The sequence below is a fragment of the Rhodococcus jostii NBRC 16295 genome (genome assembly GCF_001894825.1).
Lineage (GTDB): Bacteria > Actinomycetota > Actinomycetes > Mycobacteriales > Mycobacteriaceae > Rhodococcus_F > Rhodococcus_F jostii.
This window is the reverse complement of the sequence record NZ_BCWY01000038.1, coordinates 1-24,929: the sequence shown is the minus strand read 5'-3', so window position 1 is coordinate 24,929 and position 24,929 is coordinate 1. Positions and strand designations below refer to the sequence as shown.

Annotated in this window: 13 protein-coding genes; all 13 read left to right on the top strand. The window is 70.8% G+C overall.

All coding sequences use genetic code 11. The features are described from left to right. Positions 1 to 4 precede the first annotated feature (4 nt). Entirely contained in the window at positions 5 to 1,369 is a 1,365-nt protein-coding gene (locus tag RJ1_RS23650; protein WP_073364456.1) for an NtaA/DmoA family FMN-dependent monooxygenase, read from the top strand. Then, positions 1,366 to 2,163 carry a DUF1684 domain-containing protein gene (locus RJ1_RS23645; RefSeq protein WP_073364455.1) on the top strand — a complete coding sequence of 266 codons (798 nt, stop codon included), beginning with the start codon at positions 1,366 to 1,368 and terminating at the stop codon, positions 2,161 to 2,163. Before RJ1_RS23650 ends, RJ1_RS23645 begins: the two co-directional genes overlap by 4 nt. Positions 2,164 to 2,165: 2 nt before the next feature. Further along, positions 2,166 to 3,101: an LLM class flavin-dependent oxidoreductase gene (locus tag RJ1_RS23640; protein WP_073364453.1), complete on the top strand. Its 936-nt coding sequence runs from the start codon at positions 2,166 to 2,168 to the stop codon at positions 3,099 to 3,101. Then, positions 3,098 to 4,240, top strand: coding sequence for an LLM class flavin-dependent oxidoreductase (locus RJ1_RS23635; protein WP_073364451.1), 1,143 nt, complete (start codon positions 3,098 to 3,100; stop codon positions 4,238 to 4,240). The genes RJ1_RS23640 and RJ1_RS23635 overlap by 4 nt, the downstream gene beginning before the upstream one ends. A gap of 44 nt (positions 4,241 to 4,284) precedes the next feature. Further along, on the top strand, positions 4,285 to 4,584 hold the full coding sequence (locus RJ1_RS23630; RefSeq protein WP_009474881.1) for an acyl carrier protein: 300 nt from the start codon (positions 4,285 to 4,287) through the stop codon (positions 4,582 to 4,584). Further along, positions 4,581 to 5,678, top strand: a complete 1,098-nt coding sequence (locus RJ1_RS23625) for an acyl-CoA dehydrogenase family protein (RefSeq protein ID WP_073364450.1) — start codon at positions 4,581 to 4,583, stop codon at positions 5,676 to 5,678. The genes RJ1_RS23630 and RJ1_RS23625 overlap by 4 nt, the downstream gene beginning before the upstream one ends. After that, on the top strand, positions 5,675 to 6,685 hold the full coding sequence (locus tag RJ1_RS23620) for a 3-oxoacyl-ACP synthase (protein WP_073364448.1): 1,011 nt from the start codon (positions 5,675 to 5,677) through the stop codon (positions 6,683 to 6,685). Before RJ1_RS23625 ends, RJ1_RS23620 begins: the two co-directional genes overlap by 4 nt. Beyond that, entirely contained in the window at positions 6,682 to 7,731 is a 1,050-nt protein-coding gene (locus RJ1_RS23615) for an HAD-IIIC family phosphatase (protein ID WP_073364548.1), read from the top strand. Before RJ1_RS23620 ends, RJ1_RS23615 begins: the two co-directional genes overlap by 4 nt. Beyond that, complete coding sequence (locus RJ1_RS23610) at positions 7,728 to 9,305, top strand: amino acid adenylation domain-containing protein (protein ID WP_073364447.1); 1,578 nt, start codon at positions 7,728 to 7,730, stop codon at positions 9,303 to 9,305. Before RJ1_RS23615 ends, RJ1_RS23610 begins: the two co-directional genes overlap by 4 nt. Continuing rightward, positions 9,298 to 18,453 carry a non-ribosomal peptide synthetase gene (locus RJ1_RS23605; protein WP_073364537.1) on the top strand — a complete coding sequence of 3,052 codons (9,156 nt, stop codon included), beginning with the start codon at positions 9,298 to 9,300 and terminating at the stop codon, positions 18,451 to 18,453. The genes RJ1_RS23610 and RJ1_RS23605 overlap by 8 nt, the downstream gene beginning before the upstream one ends. 21 nt (positions 18,454 to 18,474) lie before the next feature. Further along, positions 18,475 to 22,908 (top strand): condensation domain-containing protein, encoded by a 4,434-nt coding sequence (locus RJ1_RS23600; RefSeq protein ID WP_073364445.1) that lies wholly within the window; start codon positions 18,475 to 18,477, stop codon positions 22,906 to 22,908. Between the two features lie 13 nt (positions 22,909 to 22,921). Continuing rightward, on the top strand, positions 22,922 to 23,764 hold the full coding sequence (locus RJ1_RS23595) for a 3-hydroxyacyl-CoA dehydrogenase family protein (protein ID WP_073364444.1): 843 nt from the start codon (positions 22,922 to 22,924) through the stop codon (positions 23,762 to 23,764). Next, the coding region (locus RJ1_RS23590; protein ID WP_255284900.1) for a condensation domain-containing protein at positions 23,751 to 24,929 on the top strand (1,179 nt) is incomplete at its 3' end. The genes RJ1_RS23595 and RJ1_RS23590, both read left to right, overlap by 14 nt.

The following is a 24,929-nucleotide window of genomic DNA, read 5'->3' as shown; positions in this document are numbered from 1 at the left end:
CGTCATGAGCAACCAGCGCAAGCAGATTCACCTCGCCGCGCACTTTCCCGGAGTCAACAACACCACCGTGTGGAGCGACCCCGCCTCGAAGAGCCAGATCGACTTCGATTCGTTCGTGCATCTCGCCGAGACCGCGGAACGCGGATTGTTCGACTTCTTCTTCCTGGCCGAGGGTCTGCGCCTGCGTGAGCACCGGGGCCGCATCCACGATCTCGACGTCGTCGGCCGCCCCGACACGCTGACGGTGCTCGGTGCGCTCGCCGGAGTGACCACACACCTGGGCCTCGCCGGGACCATCAACACGACGTTCAACGAACCGTACGAGCTGGCACGGCAATTCGCCTCACTCGATCACCTGTCGGACGGCCGGGCCGCCTGGAACATGGTGACGTCCTCGGACGCGTTCACGGGGGAGAACTTTCGGCGCGGCGGCTACCTCGACTGGAACGACCGATACGTCCGCGCGGGCGAACTGATCGACGGCGCCCGCAAGTTCTGGGACAGCTGGGATCCGACTGCGCTGCAGATCGACCGCGCACGGGGCGTGTTCGCCCCGGATGCGTCGATCCGCGAAGTCACCCATTCCGGTTCGCAATTCGACATCCGGGGACGATTTACGATTCCCCGGAGCCCGCAGGGGCATCCGGTCCTGCTGCAGGCCGGCGATTCCGACGAGGGCCGCGAATTCGGTGCGGCGCAGGCAGACGCGATCTTCACCATCCACGGATCCCTCGAGGACGGCCAGAAGTTCTACTCGGACGTCAAGGGCAGGCTCGCGAAGTACGGACGCGGCCACGACGATCTCAAGGTGCTGCCCGCCGCGACCTTCGTGCTGGGGGATTCCGCGGCAGACGCGGCCGAACGCGCCGACCACATCCGGCACCAGCAGGTGGGTCCCCAGACCGCGATCGCGTTCCTCGAACAGGTGTGGGGACGGGACCTGTCCGCGTACGACCCGGACGGCCCGTTGCCGGACGTCGAACCGGCCGAGGACTCGAACATCACCCGCGGCCGGGTCCGGCACGCGAAGGACCCGCGTGAGATCGCCGGTCAGTGGCGGGCCAAGGCGGAGGCCGAGAAACTCAGCATCCGCGAACTGATCATCGCCGTCACCACCCGCCAGCAGTTCGTCGGCACCGCCACCCAGGTGGCCGAGGAGATCGACCGTTACGTGCAGGCTGACGCGTGCGACGGATTCATCCTGGTGCCGCACCTCACCCCGGCAGGACTCGACGAATTCGTCGAGAAGGTGGTCCCGGAGTTGCAGAACCGCGGCAGCTTCCGCATCGAGTACTCGGGGACGACCCTGCGCAGCCATCTCGGACTGCGCCATCCGCACCACCAGACAGAAGGAGTTCGGGCATCATGACCGCAGCCACCGACACCGCGACATTCGAGCAGGACTGGCAGGACTGGCATTCGGCACGCGAGGAAGTTTTCCGCGACCCGCTGGGCTGGCTGAGCCTCACTGCCCTGCACTGGCTCGTCGAGACCGACACCACGTTCCCCGACCTGCCCGGGAAGTGGCGGGCCGACGCGGACGGGGTGGTGATCACGGCCACCGCCGACGCCGGTCTCGAGATCGACGGCGACGCGGTCGACGGCACGGCGACCCTCGCACATCTGGAGGGTGCACCCGGTCTGCTCGTGCGGCACGGGAGCCGCAACATCGAGGTGATCCGGAGGACCGGTGACGTCGCCCTGCGGATCCATGATCCCGAGGCAGGCACCCTCGCCGCGTTCACCGGCATCCCGACGTTCCTGCCCGCGCGGCAGTGGGCCGTGCCGGCAACGTTCACCCCGTTCCCGCAGTCCCGCGTCGTGACGACGGGTGCGGTCGTCGAGGGACTCGAGCACCACCACACAGCGCTGGGCTCACTCGCATTCGAGTACGACGGCGCCGCACACGAACTCGTCGCGTTCGCAGGCAAGAACGGGGGCCTGCACGTACTGTTCACCGATGCCACCAGCGGCGTCAGCACGTACCCCGCGGCGCGGTCCCTGGCTGTGGACGTGCCCGCCGCCGACGGCCGGGTGATCCTCGATTTCAACCGGGCGGCCAACCTGCCGTGCGCGTTTACCGACTACGCCACCTGCCCGGTCGCGCCCGCCGAGAACCGGTTGACGCTCGCGGTCGAGGCCGGCGAGAAGAACCCGCGGTAGGCATGGCCGAGAAGCAGGTCGTGCTCGGGGCGGCGGCGCCCGCGGGCCGGACGGACTTCGCCGTCCTGGCGGATGCCGCCCGCACCGCGGAGCGGGGGAGATTCGACTTCTTCCTCGCCGACAGCGTCACCGCGGCGAACGCGCTCGCCGGGTTCACCGACACGGTGGGGCTCGCGGCGACTCTGGGCACAACCTCCGCCGAACCGTACGACGTGGCGCGGCGGTTGGCCTCGCTCGATCACCTGTCCGGTGGCAGGGCGGCATGGAACGTCGTGACGGCCGCGGACGAGCGGGCGACGGAGTTAGTCGACACCGCCCGCACCCTGTGGGATTCCTGGGCCGAGGGCGTCGTGACCGTCGACCGCGGCGCGGGAAGGTTCGTCTCGGATCCCACCGCCGGCGCGTTCTATCACCGGGGCAGGCACTTCGGCATCGGCGGACGGTTCACCGTGCCGCGCAGCCCGCAGGCGCAGCCGGTGGTGATCGTCTCGGGTGAGCGCCCGGCCGACCGGGATCTCGCCGCCCGCCACGGCGACGTCATCATCGCTCCGCTCGCCACGTTCGAGGACGCCCGCGCGTTCCACGCCGACCTCGAGCGCCGGACGGTCGATGCCGGCCGGCCCGCCGGCGCGGTGAAGGTCCTCGCCGCCGCATCGATGCAGATTCTCCTCGACACGACGGCCGGTACTGCCGCGTCCGTCGCGGACCGGATCGTCCGGTGGGTCCACGGGGAGGCGGTGGACGGGTTCGTCCTCTCCTCCGACGCCACCCCGGCCGGGCTCGACGAGTTCGTCGACACGGTGGTGCCGCTGCTCCAGGACCGTGGCGTTCTGCGCATCGACTACACCACCCCCACGCTGCGGCAGCACCTCGGACTCGGTGCACCCCGCAGCCACCGCGCTGTCAATCCCCGCTCTCTCCAGAAGGTGCCCTCATGACCACTCCGCTGTCCGTCCTCGATCTGTCGCCCGTCAGTGAAGGCGCCACCGCGCGCACGGCGCTGCGGAACACCGTCGACCTCGCCCAGCACGCCGAATCGTGGGGATACAAGCGGTACTGGGTTGCCGAGCACCACTTCGTGGGCGTCGCCAGCTCCTCACCGGCCGTGCTCGTCGGGATCCTGGCCGCGGCGACGAGCAGGCTCCGGATCGGCGCCGCCGCGGTGCAGCTGGGGCATACCACCGCTGCGGCCGTGGTCGAGGCGTTCGGCACGGTCGACGCGCTGTATCCGGGTCGGCTGGACCTCGGGCTCGGACGGTCGGGTCAGCGGCGGGCCGAGGCGTTGAAAGCGGTTGCGGATCGCAACAACCAGCCGGTCGCGCCCCGCCGGGAGACCGAGATCCGGGAGGGTGTCGTGATCCCGGCGCCGTTCGACCCGTCCGGTCTCCTGCTGTCTCCGCGGCTCACCGCGGCGCAGTCGGTCCTGCAGCAGCCGGGTGCGTTGTCACCCGCGTTCGACGGGCAGGTCGACGACATCCTGGCCCTGCTCGGCGGCACCTACCGCACTCCGGACGGGATCGAACTCCACGCGAGCCCCGGGGAGGGCGCGGACGTCGAGGTGTGGGTGTTCGGCAGCAGTGCGGGGCCGAGCGCCGAACTCGCCGGCCGGTTGGGGCTGCCCTTCGGTGCGAACTACCACGTCAGCCCGTCGACGACGATCGAAGCGGTCGAGGCCTACCGTGCCGCGTTCCGCCCGTCGGCGACGCTGCAGAGGCCGTACGTCGTCGTCTCCGCCGACACTGTCGTGGCGGAGGACGATGCGACCGCGCAGGAACTGGCGTCGACGTTCGGGCACTGGACGCACAGCATCCGCAGCGGGCACGGTGCCATCCCGTACCCCGACCCGGCGCACACCGCGCCGCTCGGTGAGACGGAACGCGCCGCGGTCGAGGATCGGCTGATCACCCAGTTCGTGGGGGCGCCCTCCACGGTCGCGCACCGACTCGACAGTCTGCGAACGCTCACCGACGCCGACGAACTGGTGATCACCAGCGTCACCCACGATCACGGCGACCGGTTGCGCTCGTACGAGTTGCTGGCCGCGGAGTGGGGACTGCCACGTCTGCTCGCCGCCTGAGATCGAGATGATTGAACGCTGGTCCAATTGGGAATCCCAGGCTCATGGACACAGCAAATGCCCCTGTGCCCGAGTCCCGTGACGAGCTGGTCGAGCAGCTACGGCAGTACCTGAGCTCGATCACGTCGACGGAACTCGGACCCGACGACGACTACTTCACCCTGGGATTGGTGAGTTCGTTGCGGGCCCTGGAGATCGTCACGTACATCGAGGGCTCCCACGACGTCGTGGTCGAGGTCGAAGATCTCGACCTCGACAACTTCCGCACCGCGGCCCGGGTGGCGGGGTTCATACGGAGAAAGCGGGGCGAGCAGCTTCGTGCGACGGACGGGGCGTCGCCGTGATCGGGATCGACACGCTCGTCGCCTCTGCCGAGACCGACGCCGCCAACTGGGACGAGACCGGACTGCCGGTCGACGTCATCGGGGCTGCCGCGCGGGCCGGTGTCCTCGGCCTCGACCGGACGAAGGACTGCCGTGGGCTCGGCCTGACCGCGGCCGAACTCGGCTCGGTCGCAGAAAGACTCGGGGCGGTCTGCACGTCGCTGCGGTCACTGCTGACCGTGCAGGGGATGGTCAACGCCACGGTCGATCGGTGGGGTACCGCGGAACAGCGGGCTCAGTGGCTGCCGGCCCTGACCACCGGCGAACTCCTCGCCGGTTTCGCCGCCACCGAAACCGGTGCCGGCAGCGACCTCTCGTCTGTGAGTACCGGTTTCGAGCCGCACGGCTCCGACCACCGGATCTCGGGCCGGAAGCTGTGGGTCACGTTCGGTGAGGTGGCGGACGTGCTGCTCGTCCTCGGCCGATCGCCGGCGGGGCTGACGACCGCACTCGTCGAGACCGACTCACCCGGAGTCTCCGTCGAACCGATCCACGGACAGCTGGGCATGCGCGGCGCGAGGATCGCGCACATCGCGTTCGACGACGTGGTCGTCCCCGCGGATCACCTGATCGCACCGCCGGGTTTCGGACTGTCCCACGTGGTGGGCACGGCCCTGGACCACGGCCGGTACACCATCGCGTGGGGGTGTGCCGGGATGACGCGCGCGTGCCTCGCCGACACCGTCGCGCACGCGTCCACCCGGGTGCAGGGGAGCGCCGTGTTGTCCGAGCACGACTCGGTTCGCGCGATCCTCGGTCGTAGCTGGGTGGATGCCGCCGGCGCCCGCGCCCTGTGCGAACGCGCCGCCGAACAACGCGACGCGCGTGAGCCGAGCGCGCTGTTCGCCACGATCGCCGCGAAGTACGCCGCGGCCCGGGTCGCCGGGTCGGTGAGCCGGCAGGCCGTTCAGGTGCTCGGCGCCGCCGGGTGCGCCCCCGGTAGCCGGGTGGGGCGTTTCTTCCGGGACGCCAAGGTCATGGAGATCATCGAGGGCGCGACGGAGGTCGCCGAACTCCAGATCGGTGACTACGTGCTCGGGGGAGGTGCGCGATGACGGCCGACCGACCGGTCACGATCGAATCGGTCGCGCTCTGGTTCCCGGACGACGAGGTGACCGTGGCGGGCCTGCCGGAACTCGACGAACTGCCGATCGCGCAGCGCGAGCACGCACTGTCGCTGGGAATCGACACGGTGCGGATCGGAATCGGTCTCGCCGAGGCGGATCTGGCCCACGCGGCGGCGGAAGATGCGCTGACGAAGTCGGGTCTCGACGCGACGCAACTCGACGCACTGCTCCTCGTCCAGGGCCGGGTTCCGCAGTATCTGCTCGCGTCCGAGTCCACCCGGTTGCAACACCGGCTCGGTGCGAGCCAGGCGTTCACCACCGGGGTGGGGGATCTGGGGTGTGTGTCCGTGTCGGCGGCGTTCACGCTGGCATCGGCGCTGCTCCGTGGCGACCCCCGGTGCCGGAACGTGCTCGTCGTGGCGGCGGCGAAGACCCCGACCCGGTCGCGGTACCGGTCGCCGATGACGTTGCTGGGCGACGGCGCCGCGGCGCTGCTGCTGACGACGTCGGGGACCGGCCGGTACGAACTCGTCGACCAGATAATCCGCAGCGACGGGAAATACGCCGACCTCTTCCGTATCGACTACCGCGACGTCCGCGAGGCCGAGTGGGCCGAGGTATGCGCCGACGAGCCGACGTACTCGTTTCGCCTCGCGGTCGAAAGCCGGAAGCGGTTCACGGAGATCAACGCCGAACTGCTGGCCCGGAACGGACTGCAGCAGGACGCGATCGGCGTCTTTCTCATGCAGAACCTGTCGGTCGGTGCGTTCGCGTTCTGGCAGGAGGCACTCGACGTCACCATCGATCCCGTGTGCGGCGACAACCTCGCGCGGTTCGGCCACCTCGGATCCGTGGACGTCGCGGCGAACCTGGAGCGCGTGGCGCCGTCCCAGATGCCCGGCGACTACTGCGTGATCATGAACAGCAGCCCGGTCGCGGCGTGGAGCAGCGCATTGCTCCGACGGCTGCCGGACACGCCGCGGGACGGGGCGTGATCGCGGTGGAGCAGACGGTCAAGTGCATGGTCTGGGATCTGGACGACACCCTGTGGGACGGTGTCGTCCTCGAACAGGATGCCCCCGTCCCGAACGCGGACGCCCTGCGGGCACTGGACGTGCTCGACCGCCGGGGGATCCTGCACGCGGTGGCGAGCCGCGGGGAGTTCGAACCCGCCGCCGCGCATCTGCGCCTGCACGGACTCGAGGAACTGTTCTGCGCGATCGACGTCGGCTGGGGGCCGAAGTCGGAGGCCGTGCGCCGCATCTCGGAGATGTTGAACGTCGGCCTCGACACCATCGCCTTCGTCGACAACGATCCCGTCGAGCGTGCCGAGGTGTCCGAGGCGCTGCCCCCCGTGCGTTGCTACCGGGCCGAGCAGATCGCGTCGTTCCCGGACCTTCCCGAGCTGACGCCGCCCGCCGTCACGGCGGAGGCCCGGCAGCGCAGGTCGCTGTATCACGCCGAGCGGGTCCGGCAGGCGAGCGAACAGGTTTTTCCGGGTTCGAACTCCGAGTTCCTGGCCTCCCTCGACCTGGTCATGACGGTCCGCAGAGCGACCGAGGACGACCTCGACCGTGCCCACGAGCTGACCGTCCGTTCACACCAACTCAACACGACGGGAAGAACTTTCGACATCGACGAACTGCGCCGCCTGTGTGCGTCGGACGACCACGAGGTGCTCGTCGCGTCCCTCGGCGACCGGTTCGGCGGGTACGGCACGATCGGGCTCGCGGTGTCGGAGATACGCGGCGAGAACTCCGTCCTGCAATTGCTGCTGATGTCGTGCCGGGTGATGTCCCGTGGCGTGGGCACGGCGCTGATCCGGCACGTCGTCGACCGGGCGCGTGCCCACGGTAGACGGGCCCTCGCCGAGTTCGTGCCCACCGATGTCAACCGGGTCATGCTGGTGACCCTGCGTTTCGCGGGCTTCGAGGTGCTCGACTCGGCCGCCGAGCGGACGATGCTGGTGTTCGACGATTCCCGAGGGGCGACGGCCGGCGCCGGTCACGTCCGGGTTCTCGGAGAGGGTGCGCTCCCATGACGGACGTGGTCGCGCGAGGCGGAGTGGCAGCCGAGATCCTTCGCCAGTGCCTGCGGGTTCCCGACCGGATCGCGATCGTGGTGGGCGATCGGTCGCTGACGTACCGCGAACTCGATTCGGCGAGTGCGGCACTGGCGCGGCAACTCCGCGCCGAGGGGGTGCGGCCCGGTCAGGTCGTGCTTGTCCATCAGCGGCAGAGTGCCGACACGGTGGTGGCGATGATCGCCGCGCTGCGGGTGGGCGCGGCGTGGTGTGTGATCGAGCCCGGACATCCGGCGGCTCTGCTTCGTACCCTCCTCGACGACATCGACTGCGGTGCGATCGTCTTCGGATCCGCGGACCCGCAGACACCCACCGAATCGGTCCGGACGCTGGCCCGCAGTGCGGGCGAACACGTTCCGGCGCTGCACGACCGGGCCACCGGCCACCCACCCGACGCCGAACCGTCCGCCGATCTCCCTGAGGACGTGCCTGCCGCCACCCCTGCGTACGTGATCACCACGTCCGGGTCGACCGGCATCCCCAAGGCCGTCGTCGCGAGCCGGGCCAACCTCGCGAGCATGGTCGACGGCCGCAACTACGACTACGACGAGGACGACCTGGTCACGTTCTCCGCGTTCCGGCTCACGTGGGACGGATCCCTGCTGAAGACCCTGTGGGCGCTGTGCACCGGCGGCACCAGTGTGCTCCCGGACGCGCACGAACTGATGGACGCCGACGCCGTGGCCGCACTCGCACGGAAGTGGCGGACCACCCACCTGGTCGCGACCCCCTCCTTCTACCGGCTGCTGCTGCCGCACCTCGCCCCGCTGCGCGGGCATCTGCGGTTGGTGACCCTTGCGGGCGAAGCGCTTCCGGGCACACTCGTCGAACAGCACCGCGCGGTGCTGCCCGGGGTCCCCCTGAGCAACGAGTACGGTCCGACGGAGACGACCGTCAGCTGCCTGGCTCACCCGGTGCGCGAAGTGCCCGCCTCGATCGCCCCGATCGGCAGACCGCTCGGGGCGAGCACCGCCTACGTCCTCGACGCGAAACTGGGGGTGGTGCCCGACGGGACGGTGGGTGACCTGTACGTCGGGGGTCCCCAGATCTCCGAGGGGTACGCGTCCCGGCCGGCGGCCACGGCAGCCCGCTTCGTCGCCGACCTGTTCGCGGCGGGGACGGGTGCCCGGATGTACCACACGGGTGACCTGGCCCGCGTGGATCCGCACGGCGACATCGAATTCTGTGGACGGTGCGACGGACAGGTGAAGGTGCGCGGCGCCCGGGTGGAGAGGCACGCGGTGGAGGCCGCCCTGGAGAGCCACCCCGCGGTGCACCAGGCCGTGGTCCTCGCGACCGCCAACGAGTACGGGGAGGCGGCGCTGACCGCGTTCTGGGTACCCGCGGCCGCGGCGACCCTGCTGCCCACACCGCGCGACCTGATCGCCCATTGCGCCGAACGCCTCGTCGCGCAGGCAGTGCCCGACCGGTTTCTCGCGTTGGGCGCGTTGCCGCTGGCACCGAGCAGCAAGGTCGACGAGGCGGCGTTGCGCCGGATGCTGCTCCCGGGCGGAGGTGGTGACGGTGAGTGACGAGCGTTCCGGCGCCACCGACCACGCCGCCACCGAGCACGAGGAACTGCCGTTCCCGCTGTCGTCCGCGCAGTACGAGGCGTGGCTGGCCCAGCAGCTGGCCCCCGACGTGCCGCTGTGCATCGCCCAGTACGTCGAGGTGCACGGCGACCTGGACGTCGACCTCCTGCGTGAGGCCACCGTGGCCACCGCGGACGAATTCGGCTCGCCGTTCCTGCGGTTGATCGACCGGGAGGGTCAGCCGTTCCAGTTGGTCGACCCGGCCACGGACCGGTCGATCGGGCTGGTCGACTTCCGCGGAGACACCGAGCCGGTGGCCGCGGCCCGGCGGTGGATGCACGCAGACTGCGAGACGCCGCTGGATCTCACTCGCGACCGCCTCGTCGAATCCTCGATTCTCCGCGTCGGTGACCAACACTACCTGTGGTACAGCAAGATTCACCACGTCGCCCTCGACGGCTACGGCGCGATGACGATGCTCAACCGCATCGCGGCCCGGTACACCGCGGCGGTCCTCGGCCGGGACCTGCCGGCGAACGAGGCCGCAGACCCCCGACACCTGTACGACGTCGATCAGCAGTACCGGTCGTCGAGTCGCTTCGCCGCGGACCGGCAGTTCTGGGCGGACCGGATCGACGGTCTCGGGCCCGGATCGAGCCTCGCGCGGAGGACCGGTCCCGCGGTCGCCACGAGCACCGACGCCGCCGCACCGCTCCCGGACGCGGCGGAACGTGCCCTCGGCGAGGCCGGCACCCACGGGACGGCGGAGATCATCGCCGCGTTCGCCTGCTACCTGTCGAGGATGACCGGGCGCCGGGATGTGCTCGTGAAGATTCCGGTGTCGGCGAGGACCACCGCGACCCTGCGACGGTCCGGGGGCATGGTGGCGGGCATCGTGCCGCTTCCCGTGCAGATCCGTCCCGAGGACACGGTGGGGGAGTTGGTCGAGCGGGTGCAACTCGACCTGTTAGGTGCGCTGCGGCACCAGCGTCTCGGGCTCGGCGACATCCGGCGCGACGCGGGGGCCGCTGCGGCGGAGTCGCTGTCGGGTCCGATGGTCAATGTGATGCTCTTCCATCAGGAACTCGCCCTGGGGCAGCTCGTCGGCGAGTACCACATCGTCACGTCCGGCCCGGTCGAGGACCTGCTCGTCAACGTGTACCAGAGCGGCGCCCCGGTCCGGACCTTCGTCCACTTCCTGGCCAACCCCAACCGGTACGACGCCGACGAGGTCGGCGCGCACCACCGGCGGTTCGTGGAACTGCTCGGCGACTTCCTCGCAGCCGACGCGGACAACGCGGTCGGCGCCGTCCACGAGGAGACGGCCCGGCTCGACTTCTGGACGCGCACACTCGCCGACGCGCCCCCGGTGCTGGACCTGCCCACCGACCGGCCGCGTCCGGCCCGGCCGTCCGGCCGCAGCGCCGTCGTCGACGCCGTGCTCGATCCGGAAGTGCACCGCACCCTGGGGGCATTCGCGGCAGAACACCGGACGGACGTCGCCACCGTGACGCACGCGCTGCTCGCGGTGGTGCTGTCTCGTTCGGCCCGAACGGACGACATCGTCCTCGGGGCGAGGACGGACGCGGACGTCGTGGTGCTGCGGACCCGCGTCCGCGCCGCCGACCGATTCACCGAGTTCGTCGACGCGGTGCGCGACGCGGAGGCGGAGGCGTTCGCTCACCGCGGCGTACCCGCCTCGCGGATCGTGGATGCGCTGGACCCGCCGCGGTCGGTGTCCCACGCGCCGCTGTTCCAGGTGCTGCTCGAATTCTCGGACCGGCCCCACGAACTCGGCGACCTCGACCTGCAGGTGACGGTGTCGGCGGAGTCGGTCCGATTCACCTATGCGACAGACCTGTTCGACGCCGACACCGCCCAGGCAATCACTCGCCGCTTCGTGCGCGCCGCCCACACCGCAGCCACGGACCCGTCCGTCGTGATCGGGGACATCGACCTGGTCGAACCGGCCGAACACGCGCTGCTGCGGGAGTGGTCGACCCGGCACGCGGGCCCCGCCCAGGACACGACGCTCGGCGCACTGTTCGCGGCCCGGGCGGCGCGGACCCCCGGCGCCACCGCCGTCGTGTCGGGTGGCGAGCGGCTGAGCTACGGGGAACTCGACGCCCGGTCGAACCGTCTTGCACGCCAACTCCTCTCGTGGGGCGTCGGTCCGGAGTCGACGGTCGCGGTCGCGCTGCCACGATCGGCGGTGCTGGTCGTCGCGCTCGTCGCCGTCGTCAAGGCAGGGGCGGCGTATGTCCCGATCGACGCCGACCACCCCGGTGAGCGCTCCGCCCTGGTGCTCGACGACGCCCGCCCGGCGTGCGTCCTGGCCACCGGGGACACCGCGCCGTCGTTGCCGACGTCGGACATTCCCGTCCTGCTGCTCGATTCGGTGACCGACGATCTCGGAAACCTCCCCGCGACGCCGCTGACCGACGCGGACCGGGCGCCGATCGACCCGGGCGCACTGGCGTACGTCGTCTACACGTCGGGGTCGACGGGACGGCCGAAGGGCGTCGCGGTGTCGCACCGCAACGTCGTCGCTCTGTTCACCAGCACCCGGGACCTGTTCCGGTTCCGGGACACCGACGTGTGGACGATGTTCCACTCCCCGGCGTTCGACTTCTCCGTCTGGGAACTGTGGGGCGCGCTGCTGCACGGCGGGACCCTCGTCGTCGTCGACTTCGACACCACCCGGTCGCCCGTCGCGTTCCTCGAACTGCTGCGCCGCGAACGGGTGACGGTGCTGAGCCAGACCCCGACCGCGTTCTTCCAGCTGATCGACGCCACCTCCACCGACGACGGTGCCGACGCCCTGCCGCTGCGCTACGTCGTGCTCGGCGGCGAGGCGCTCGACCTCGGGCAGCTTGAACGCTGGTACTCCCGGCACGACGAGGACGCGCCCGTGCTCGTGAACATGTACGGCATCACCGAGACGACGGTGCACGTGAGTCACCTGCGGCTCGACCGCGGACTCGCGGTCGCCGCCTGGACGAGCGTGATCGGGCGGGCGATCCCCGGGCTGCACGTGTCGGTGCGGGACCCGCGCCTGCATCCGGTGCCGGTCGGTGTGGCGGGCGAACTGTACGTGGCCGGAACACAAGTGGCGCGTGGCTACCTCGGCCGCGCCGCGCTCACGGCAGCACGCTTCGTCGCGGACGAGGCCGGAACCCGGATGTATCGGACCGGGGACATCGTGCGGTGGCGGCGAGACGGCAGCCTCGAATACCTCGGGCGCGAAGACTTCCAGGTCGAGATCCGGGGATTCCGGGTGGAACTCGGCGAGGTGGAGTGGGTGCTGGGCCGGTGCGACGGGGTCGCTCAGGTGGTCGTGACGATGCGCGACGATCCCGTGACCGGTCCGGCACTGGCCGCGTACGTCGTTCCCGACGCGGGTGCGATCGCTGTGACGGACAGGGTTCTGGAGTACGCGCGAACGGCACTGCCGTCGTACATGATTCCGAACTCGCTGACCGTTCTCGACCGGCTGCCGCTCACCGTCAACGGGAAGCTGGACCGCGCGGCACTCCCGGCGCCGCTGACCGACTCCCGTGCCGCATTCGCGGCACCGGGCACCGCCGTCGAGGAGTCGCTCACGGTCATCTTCGCCGCGCTGCTCGGCGTGCCCGCCGTCGGTGTCGACGACGACTTCTTCGCGCTCGGGGGCAACTCGCTGATCGCGGCGAAGGTCGTGGCGCGGATCCACCAGGCGCTCGGCGCGGGTGTGGGTGTGCGCGACGTTTTCGAGGCGCGGACGGTGCGGTCGCTGGCGACCCGGGTGGGCCGGGCGGATGCGACGGGCCGGCCGCCGCTGGTGGCGACCGATCGCTCCACACCCGCCCCGGTGTCGCTCGCGCAGACGCGGATGTGGTTCCTCGACCAGTTCGACACGACGTCACCCGCCTACAACATCGCGGCGGCGTTCCGGCTGCACGGCTCACTCGACGTCGCAGCGCTGCACGCCGCGTTGACGGACGTGGTGGACCGGCACGAGGCGCTGCGGACGGTCTTCCCGATGCGGGAGGACACGCCTGTGCAGTCGGTGATCCCGGCGGCGGACGCGGTGCCTGCCCTCCGTGCGGTGGCGGTGGCGGGGGAGCGCGACCTCCGCGACCGGCTCGCGGGAGCGCTGTCGGCGGGCTTCGAGGTGACCACCGAGGTTCCGCTGCGGGCGCACCTGTTCGAGGTCGGTCCGCGTGAACACGTCCTGGCCCTGGTGGTGCACCACATCGCGGCGGACGCGTTGTCGCTGGCCCCGCTCGCCCGGGACGTGACGGCCGCGTACACCGCCCGGGTGCACGGGCACGCGCCGGACTGGGTGCCGCTGCCGGTCCAGTACGCCGACTACAGCAACTGGCAACGGGCACTACTCGGATCGGAGGACGATCCCGGATCGCTGATGTCCCGCCAACTCGGGTACTGGCGGTCCGCGCTCGCCGACGCACCGGTGGTGACGGATCTGCCGATGGATCGCGCCCGCCCCGAACACCGCTCGCTCGCCGGGGCGCGGGAGTCGTTCGAGATCGGGGACCGTCTGCACCGGGCCGTGGTCGCCCTTGCACGAGAACACGACGCGACGGTGTTCATGGTCGCGCACGCGGCGCTCGCGGTGCTGGTGTCGCGCCTGGGGAGCACGAACGACGTGGTGATCGGATCAGCGGTGGCGGGGCGCGGGGAGGCCGCACTCGACGACGTGGTCGGCATGTTCGTCAACACCCTGGCCCTGCGCACGCCGGTGCACGGCGCCGACTCCTTCGCCACCGTCCTCACCGCAGTGCGGGACCGCGATCTGGAGGCATTCGCACACGCGGAGGTGCCGTTCGAGCGGGTGGTCGAGGCCCTGGACCTCCCCCGTACCACCGCGCACGCGCCGCTGTTCCAGGTGCTGTTCGAGTTCCAGGACGTGACGAGGCCGACCCCGAGCCTGCCGGAAGTGGGGGTGGAGGAGATCGACCTCGGTGTGTCCGTCTCCACCTTCGACCTGCAGCTGACACTGGCCGAACGATTCGCGGCGGACGGCGGACCGGCCGGGATCGGAGCCGGATTCACCTATGCCACCGACATCTTCGACGCCGCCACCGTCCGGACCTTCGCCGAACGGTTCCTGCGGCTCCTCGAGACGGTGGTCGCCGACCCTCAGGTGCCGCTCGCGCGCATCGATCTCCTGGGCGCCGCGGAACGCGACGCACTCGTCCCGGTGCGCGGCCGGCCCGGCGGCACGACACGGCTGCTCCCCGAGATCCTCTCGGCCGCGGCTTCGCGGGATCCGCACGCCGTCGCCCTGTCCTACGGCAACGCGGTGATGTCGTATCGCGAACTCGACGACTGGTCGAACCGCCTGGCCTGGGTGCTGATCCGCCGCGGAATCGGACCCGAAGACCACGTGGCGATCGGACTCTTCCGATCCGTGGAACTGGTGGTGTCGGTGTGGGCGGTGGCGAAGTCGGGTGCGTCGTTCGTGCCGGTGGACCCCAGCCTCCCGCCCGGAAGGATCGCCGACATCCTCGCCGACTCCGGGGCGGCGGCGGGACTCACCGTCGCCGAACAGCGTGAGCGGATGCCCGACGGGGTGGAGTGGCTGCTCCTCGACTACCCCGGGCCGACGCGGAGATGGGAGTCCAAGGCGATCACCGACGCAGACCGCGTGGTGCCACTGCGGCCGGACCATCCGGCGTACCTGATGTACACGTCCGGGTCGACGGGCACGCCGAAGGGCGTCGTGATCCCGCACGCCGGGTTGCAGAACTTCACGATCGAGCAGCGCACCCGGTATGCCACGACGAATGCGTCGCGCGTCCTGAATCTCGCGTCGCCCGGATTCGACGCGACGATACTCGAGTACCTCATGGCCTTCGGTGCCGGTGCGCGTCTGGTCATCGCGGCGCCACAGGTATACGGCGGTGCCGCACTGACGGAACTACTGGCGGCAGAGCGGATCACGCACGCATTCGTCACACCGGCGGTCCTGGCCACGATCGACCCGCGCGGCTTACGCCTGTTGCGGGCACTCGTCGTCGGTGGCGAACGCTGCCCGCCGGAGTTGCTGGCCCGCTGGGCGTCCGGGCGGACCCTGCTCGTCGGGTACGGGCCGACGGAGACGACGGTGATGTCGAACGTCGGTGACCCGATGGCACCCGGCGACCCCGTGCGCATCGGCCACCCGATGCGGGGTGTCCGCGAACTCGTCCTCGACGAGTGGCTGCGCCCGGTTCCGGTCGGTGTGGTGGGTGAGCTGTACGTGCTGGGCGAGGGTCTGGCGCGCGGCTACCACCGGCGGTCCGGGTCGACCGCCGCCTCGTTCGTCGCGAACCCGTTCGACCAGGCCGGTTCCCGCATGTACCGCACCGGCGATCTCATGCGGTGGACGCGCGACGGGCGATTGGAGTATCTGGGCCGCAACGATTTCCAGGTGAAGCTGCGTGGTCAGCGGGTGGAGCCGGGGGAGGTCGAGGCCGCGCTCACCGGCTGCCCTGGAGTCGCGCAGGCCGTGGTCGTGGTCCGCCGGACACCTGCCGCCGAGGCGGTTCTCGCCGGATACGTGACGGCGGAGGAGGGTGCGGACCTCGACACCGCCGAGGTGCTGGGGTTCGCCGCGTCGGTGCTGGCCCCGTTCATGGTGCCGGCGTCCGTGACCGTCCTCGAACACCTCCCGCTCGGCGCCAACGGCAAGGTCGACCGGCATGCGCTGCCGGAGCCGGAATTCGCGCCCCGCATCTTCCGCCCACCCGAGACACCGTTCGAATCGGCGGTGGCGGAGGTGTTCTCCGAGGTCCTCGGGATCGGTGCGGTCGGTGCCGACGACGACTTCTTCGCGTCCGGCGGCAACTCCCTGACCGCGACGCAGGTGGTCGCGCGGTTGGGGGCCGCTCTCGGCGCGGACGTCGGTGTCCGCGAGATCTTCGAATCCCCGACCGTGCGGGCCCTCGCAGCGCGGATCGCGCGTGAGACCGCCGGTGGGGAGGCCCGGCCCGCGGCGGTCGCGTCGCGGCGCCCGGATACGGTTCCCCTGTCGTGGGCGCAGCGCCGGATGTGGCTCCTCAATCAATTCGATCCGTCCTCGCCCGCCTACAACGTGGCGATGATCGTCCGGCTGTCGGGTGAATTGGACATCGACGCGCTGACCGCCGCCCTCGGCGACGTGGTGGACCGGCACGAATCGCTCCGCACCCGGTACCCGTATGGAGACGCGGAGCCCACCCAGGTCGTCGTCGGCGCGGGTCACGTCGCGCAACTCACGGTGTCGACGGATGAGGCGCCTGTTCGCGACCAGATCTCCGATCTCGTGACGACGGGATTCGACGTCGCCGCCGAGGTCCCGATGCGGGCGCGGCTGTTCGCACTCGGCGAGCGGGAGCACGTCCTCGTCGTCGTGGTGCACCACATCGCGGCGGACGGGTTCTCGATGGTTCCATTGGCCCGGGACGTGATGACGGCCTACCCGGCCCGATCCGAGGGTCGCGCGCCGGGCTGGGAGCCGCTGCCGGTGCAGTACGCCGACTACACGCTGTGGCAGCGGGAACTTCTCGGCTCGGAGGACGACCCCGAATCGTTGGTCTCGCGGCAACTCGACTACTGGCGTTCCACCCTCGCCGGTGCGCCGGCCGTGACCGAGTTGCCTGCGGACCGTGAGCGCCCGCAGCGTCGTTCCCCCTCCGGCGACCGCGTGGAGTTCTCCATCGGGGCCGACCTGCACCGGGATGTGGTGGCGCTGGCGAGGACCCGGCGGTGCACCGTATTCATGGTCGTGCACACGGCCCTCGCCGTGCTGCTGTCGCGGTCGGGCGGTTCCGGCGACGTGGTGATCGGGTCACCGGTGGCGGGCCGCGGCGACGCCGTCCTCGACGACGTGGTGGGGATGTTCGTCAACACCCTCGTGCTCCGGACCCGGGTGTCGGGGACCGCCGAGGAACTCCTCGAACAGGTCCGCGACACCGACCTCGCGGCCTACGCGCACGCCGACGTGCCGTTCGAACGGGTGGTGGAGGCGCTGAACCCCCCGCGCTCCCAGTCGTATTCACCACTGTTCCAGGTGCTGCTCGAATTCCGGAACACCGAACATCCCGATCTTGCCCTCCCGCACCTGCACGCCGAAGTGCTCGAACCCGACGTCGAGGTATCCCTCTTCGACCTGCAGTTGACGGTGCGCGAGCGGTACGACGAGTCCGGCACGCCGGAGGGGATGACGGCCGGATTCACCTATTCCACGGATCTTTTCGATGCGGCGACGGCCCAGGCGCTCGCCGATCGGTTCACCAGGATCCTCGCCGCGGTCGTCACCGATCCGCACGGAGCCGTAGGCGACATCGACGTGCTCGCCCCGGACGAGCGGATCCGGCTCCGCGAATGGAGCGCGGCGGCGGATACTGTCGTCCTCGACCCGCGGCTGCGGATGGCCTCCGAGGGCGTGACCGGGGCGGTGTACGTCGCCGACACGCGGGAGCCCCACACCTCGGCGCGGGCGGCGGCCACCACGTTCGTCGCGAACCCGTTCGGTGCCCCCGGCACGCGGATGGTCCGGACCGGCGGCCTCGCCCGGTGGAACCGATCCGGGCAGCTGGTGAACGTCACCGCACCCGACACGCCGACGCGGTCGGTCACGGAAGTCGTGGCACGCCACCCTGCGGTCCGCGAAGCGGTCGTGCTCACGACCACGGCCGGGGTCACCGCCTTCTGGGTCCCAGCGGCCGCCGCGGCGGTGCTTCCGATGGCGGACGACCTGCGGGAGTTCAGCGCCGAGCGGCTCGACGCCCGGCTCGTGCCCGCACGGTTCGTCGCACTCGGCGCCGTCCCGCGATCGGCCGACGGCGCGGTGGACGAGGACGCCCTGCGCGCACTCGTCGCCGGAACCGAACCTGTGGGTGGAGGTTCGCGGCAACGGTGGACCGCGCTGGAGCGGTCGGTGGCAGAGGCCTGGGCTGCGGTGCTGGGACACGACGACTTCGGCCCCGAAGACGGGTTCTTCGACGTCGGCGGCAACTCGCACCGCGTCGTGGAACTGCAGCGACGCCTAGAGGAGCGGTGGCCCGGGACTCTGCGGGTCGGCCAGCTGTTCGACCTCGTCACAGTGGCAGCGCAGGCAGAGGCGATCTCTAACCCCACCCGGACAGGTGACGCGTCCACGCCCGCCACCTACGAGTTCTGACCCAGCAGGGAGGAGGCAACAGTGACGGTGCGACACCCGACACCGGACGACGACGCCATCGCCGTGATCGGCATCGCCGCGCGCTACCCCGAGGCCGCGAACCTCGCGGAATTCCGCGCCAACCTCGCCGCCGGCCGGGATTCGGTGCGCCCACTGTCGCGGTCCCGGGCGAAGGCGACCGGGCTGGGCCCACCGTCGCAGTACCACGCGATGGGATTCGTCGAAGACATCGCCACATTCGACTACTCGTACTTCACCCTGTCGAAACGCGAAGCGTCGCTGATCGACCCGCAGCAGCGCCTCGCCCTCGTCCTCGCGCATCAGGCGGTCGAGGACGCCGGCTACTCCGTCGCAGACTTCCGTGACAGCGCGACCGCGGTGGTGTTCAGCGGGGCCACCTCGACATATCCGGCGATGTGGGCGGAACCGGGTGTGCTCAGCACACTGGGCAACGTCCCGTTCGCCGTCCCGGCGCGGATCGCGTACCACCTCGGGCTCACCGGGCCCTGCTATGCCGTCGATTCGGGATGCAACGGGTCGCTGATCGCGGTGCACCACGCCTGCCGGGAACTGCGGTCCGGCGACGCCGACTTCGCCCTGGCGGGCGGTGTCAGTCTGCGCGTGAACGGAATCCGCGCCGACATGGCGGGGGGATCCGCCGAACTGATGTCACCCGGCGGACGCTGCCGGGCGTTCGACGCGAGCGCGGACGGAACGGCGGTCGGTGAGGGCGGCGCGGTGCTTCTCCTCACGACGATGGCCCGGGCACGCGCCGACCGCGTCCCCGTCCATGCCGTGATTCGCGGCACCGCAACGGTGTCCAGTGGTCACTCGTCCGCAACCATCAGCTCCCCGAGCGCCCGGGCGCAGGTGGCCGTCATCTCCCGGGCCTGGCGGAACGCGGGGCTCGCCCCGAGCGCCGCCGGATACCTCGAGGCCCACGGATCCGGAACCCCGCTCGGCGACGCGGTCGAACTCGAAGGGATCGCGGCAGCGTTCCAGGATCGTCCCGGCGCCCTGCCCATCGGCTCGGTGAAGACGAACATCGGTCACCTCGACCACGCCGCCGGAGTGTCCGGTCTCGTGAAAGCGATCCTCGGGGTGGAGCACGGCGAGCTGTACCCGTCGCTGCACTTCGAACACCCCACCGGCGGTGTCGACCTCGGCCGCACCGGGATCGAGGTGCTCACCGGGGCCCGGACGTGGAGCGACGAGAGCGGTCCCCGGCGGGCGGGGGTGAGTTCGTTCAGTCTCGGCGGAATCAACGCGCACTGCGTGGTGGAGCAGCCGCCGAAGCGCGCCCCGGTATCCCGATCCGCAGCCGAGGACGCACCGCGACTCGTCGGGGTGTCGGCGAAGAGCGCCGGCGCGCTGGCCGTCCTGTGCGCCGAACTCGCGACCGCGGTGCGCGGGGTCGACCTCGACGACGTCGCGTTCACCCTCAACCGCGGCCGCCCGCATCACGACCACCGGGTGGCGGTGCAGGCGCGCACCATCGCCGAGCTGTCGGACGCACTCCGCGTGCGCGCCGCCGAACTCGACACCCGCGGTGGGCAATCCGCTCCCGCGACCCGGCGCGCACCCGCCGTGGCTCTCCTGCTGTCGCCCGACCGGATGCCCGCCGGACTGCGTGGCCGCGCCCTCCCGCCGGAGCTCCCCGCCACCGGCGACGTGGCAGATCTCCTCGCCGGTCAGATCGCCGTCCACCGGGAACTGCGCGCCGCAGGCGTCACCGTCGACGCCGTCCTCAGCGGCGGAGTGTCCCGCTACGCGGCCCGGTATCTGCGCGAAACCCTCTCGGCGGTCGGTGCCGCCGACATCGCCGCCGCGGCCGCTGACCCGTCGATCGACGCGGATCGGCTCGTCGCCGTCGCGAAGGGCATGCTGTCGGACGGACCCGTCGTCTTCGTGGAACCGAGCCCGCAGGGACGCCTCGGCACGCTGCTCGCCGACGCACTCGGCGACCGGCCGGACGCCGAGATCGTCCGGGCACCGGACACGTCCTGGGCCGTCACCCACCTCCTGGCCGGGCTGTACGAGCGCGGAATCGACCTCGACTGGGCGGCCGTCGACCTCGCCGCCGACACCGCCTGGCGGGTCCGGCTACCCGGTCACCCGATGGGCGGCTCGCGCTGCTGGTTCGATCTCCCGGACCAACCCGAATGGGACGACGCCCCGGACGTGCTCCTGCCCGCGCCGAACCCGGCATCCACCGCCGTGGCCCCGGAAGACAGCCTCGACTGGTTGCAGGCGACCCTGCGGGAGTTGCTCCACACGGAGAGCGACGTCGGCGCCGAAGACGACTACTTCGACCTCGGCGGAAACTCGCTCATCGCCATGCAACTCGTCGACCGGGTGGCCGAGCAGTACGGGATGCGGCCCAAGCTGATCGACCTCTACGAGCGACCCAGGGTCGCCGATTTCGCCGCCCTCCTCGACGACGGCACATCCGCGACGGGCGGACTGCCGCCGATCACCCCGCGCGGGCAGTACGTGATGTCGTTCGGGCAGGCACGCATGTGGTTCCACCACCAACTCGACGCGGCGACGACCATCTACAACCTGCCGATGGTCAGCGAACTCCACGGGCCGATCGACGAGTCCGCGGTCCGGGGAATGTGGGACGACCTGGCCGCCCGGCACCGGGTGCTGCTGTCCAACTACGTCGACGTCGACGGGGAGCCCGAACTCCGGATCCGGGAATCCCTCGGCGACTTCTTCCGGACCGCCGACGTGTCGGGCGAACCGGATCCGGTGACCGCGGCGCGTGCCCTCGTGCACGAGGCGGCCATCGCGCCGTTCGATCTGGCCACCGACCCGCTCGTCCGCGCGCTGCTCGTCAAGATAGGCCCGGACGAGCACGTCCTGCAGGTCACCACCCACCACTCCGTCAACGACGGGGGTTCCCCGCGGATCTTCGAGCAGGAATTGCCCGCCCTGTACGCCGCCCGCCGGTCCGGGCGTCCCGCAGACCTCACGCCGCTGCCCGTCCAGTACTGGGACTACGCACTGTGGCAGCGGGAGTTGATCGCGAGCGCCGTGCTCGCCCCCGAACTGGAGTACTGGCGCGGGGTTCTGGACGACGTTCCGCTGCTGCGGCTGCCCACGGACTTCCCGCGGCCGGAGCGGAAGAACTTCACCGGCGCGTTCCACACGTTCACGATCTCGGAGGAACTGACGACGAGCCTGCGGGCGGTGGCGCGTCGGGAGTCGGTGTCATTGTTCGTGGTGCTGCTCTCCGCGTTCTACCTCCTCATGGCGAGCCGGAGCAACCAGCGCGACCTGGTGGTCGGGACACCGACGACCGGACGCAACCGGTCCGAACTCGCCGGCATGATCGGGTACTTCAACAGCACCGTGGCCCTGCGCGCCGACCTGTCCGGGGAGCCGAGCATCACCGAACTGTGCGCCCGCGTACGGGATGTCGTGCTGGGCGCCCTCGAACACCAGGAGATCCCGTTCGACCGCGTCGTCACCGCGCTCACCGGCGACCGCGACCTGAGCCGGACACCCCTGTTCGACGTCTGCCACGTCCACCAGGAACTGCCGGCGCTGCAATCGCAGCAGGGACTCACCGAGACGCTGTTCGATCAGGAGGATCCCGCGGCCATCGCGTTCGGCGGGGTGCCGTCCGGCACGGCCAAATTCGATCTCACCCTCGTCACCACCGAACGGGGCGGCGAGGACGACATGGCCGCGGGCCTCGAGTTCAGCGCGGAACTGTTCACCGAACAGACCGCGGCCGCGCTGTGCGCCGAGTACGTCCACATCCTCCAAGGAATAGCGGATTCCCCTCGCACACAGCAGATCGGCGTGTTCCTCACCGACGCATCCGCTGTCCCGGCGGCCCGCACCGTGTCGCCCCCGTACGTCCCCGCCGACCGGCCCCGACACACTCCGGCAAGCGCGGCACCGACCTACTCGACGGCGCGGGTGACGGCCCCGTTCGACGGCACCCCGGGCCTCCCGGAACTGCTCGCCGCCTGGCTCACGCTCCTCGCCTGGTACACCGCGCAGGACGAGGTGGCGGTCGACACCGTCCCGGCACTGGGAGTGCCGCCACGGCTCGTGGCCGTGGACATGTCCGAGGACCCCACCTTCCCGGACCTCGTGGCGGCCGTCCGCCGGGAGCTGTCCGCTGAGACCGCCGCGGTCGGCCCGGCAGCACCGCCCTTCCCGGTGCGCTGCACCGGGGAACGCGACGGTACCGCCGAGCCGGCCGGCCCGTCGCCAGTCGAACTCGGGCTGTCGTGGACCCGCGGCCCCACCGCGCTCACCCTCGAACTCGACTACGCCACCGACCTCTTCGACCGCGGCACCGCCGCCGCGATGCTCGCAGATCTCCGCCGGTTGCTGACGGCACTCGCGGCTCGTCCCGACCTGCCCGCCCAGGAGGTGGCGACGGAATACGTCCATCAGGACGACACCGGATTCTCCTCGGAGGCCGTGCAATGAGAGAGGCAATGCGATGAGAGTCGGTGTGGTGGGGGCGGGAACCATGGGCGCCGGGGTGGCCGAATGCCTCGCACAGGCCGGTCACGACGTGACCGTCGTCGATCCCGACCCGCAGGCGGTCGACAGGGCCCGCGCGCGGATGCGCGACTCGCTGCGCCTGGCGATCCTGCTCGGGCGGACGGGAGGTCCGAAACCCGCCGAAGTGAGCGCGCGGGTGCGGTGGACGGGGGAGATGACCGATCTGCGCGACACCACGTTCGTCGTCGAATGCGCCCCCGAACGAATCGATCTCAAGGAGAAGCTCTTCGCCGAACTCGACCGCCTCTGCGGACCCGAGACGATTCTCGCGACCTGCACGTCGGGCATCCCCGTCGACCGGATCGCGGCGAGCACCACCCGGCCGGAACAGGTCGTCGGGCTGCACTTCATGAACCCCGCGCCGCTCAAGGACACGGTCGAGGTGGTGCGAGGGCCCAGGACGTCGCCGCACACGCTGGACCGTGCGCTGGCCCTGCTCGCGTCGCTGAACAAGACCGGCATCGTCGTCGGCGACGGACCCGGCTTCGTGCTGAACCGCGTCCTCATGCTGTGCATCGCCGAGGCAGCGGCCGCTCTCGACGACGGAGTGGCCGACGCGGAGACCACCGATGCACTGTTCGAAGGCTGCCTCGGCCATCCGATGGGGCCGCTGCGAACGGCCGACCTGATCGGTCTGGACAACGTCCACGACACCATGACCGCGCTGCGCGAACTGACCGGCGACGATCACTACCGCCCACCAACGTCGCTCGTCACTCTGGTCGAGGCCGGTCACCTCGGGCGTAAGACCGGACAAGGCTTCCATGACTACCGGTGAGGTGCCGGCTAGCGGTGAGGTGCTGCCGCTCACCTTCGATCAGCTCGCAACGCTCCGCACCGGCCCGGACGCCACGCTTTCCCAGTATCTCGAACTCGACGGACCGCTCGACGAAGACCGGCTCTGCCGGGCACTGCGGCAGACACTGACCGAATGCGGATGCCTGCACACCACTTTCGTTCTCGACGGCCCGGAACCCGGACAGATCGCCGGGGCCGCGCCGGCCGGCCCCGACATCGTCGACGCCATGGAGACCGAAGATCCCCAGCACTTCGTACGGGCGTGGATCGACGACGAACTGGTGCGTCCGATGGACGTGACCACCGGGCCGCTCTCCGTGCACGTGCTGTTCCGCCTGCCGCACGGCCGCTACGGCTGGTTCCAGCGTTGTCACCGCCTGGTCAACGACGAGCCGGGCATGACGGCGATCGTCCGTCGTACCGCCGAGACCTACGAGTCGGGGGACACCGGCGCGCCGCCGGCGTCCTGGCCGTTCGTGACGCCCACCGTCCCACTGACGTCCGACGCACGCTACCGCGAAAGCGATGCGTGGCCCGAAGACCGGCGTTATTGGGAACACCTGCTCGCCGGGGCTCCGGACCGGCAGGCACCGGCCGGTCCGGTCGCCGCGGGGGAGAACCCGCGCCGGGTGACCGTTCCCGCCGACGGCCGACTCCTGCGGCTCGCGCGCCGCAGCGGCGGCGGCGCGGCCGCGGTCCTGCTCGCCGCGGTCGCGGTGTACTGGCAGAGCCTCACCGATGTCGACGAGTTGGTACTCGGACACCGGGAGCATGGGGCGACCACGCCCGTCAGGTGTTCCCTCACAACGCAACTCACGTTCGACGCACTGACACGGCAGGTCGGACTGCAGCTTCGGCGGTCCCGGAGACACCGCTTCCTCGCCGCGTCCGACAGCGGTCCGGCGGACCTGTGGTCGGTGGCGGGCGGGATCCGGGAACCGCTCGGCGTCGAGCGCCTCGGCGAGGGTGCCGTCGCCGTGGTGGAGCAGTGGGACGCCCACGGTGACGCCGCCCTCGGTGACGACGCTTTTGGTGGCACAGTATCGGTCGCCGTGGACGAGCGAGACGGCACGTGGGCGATCGACGTGCAGGGTCCGGGTGACGCGCAGCGCTTCGCTCAGGTACTCGCCGCCGTGGTCGGGGCG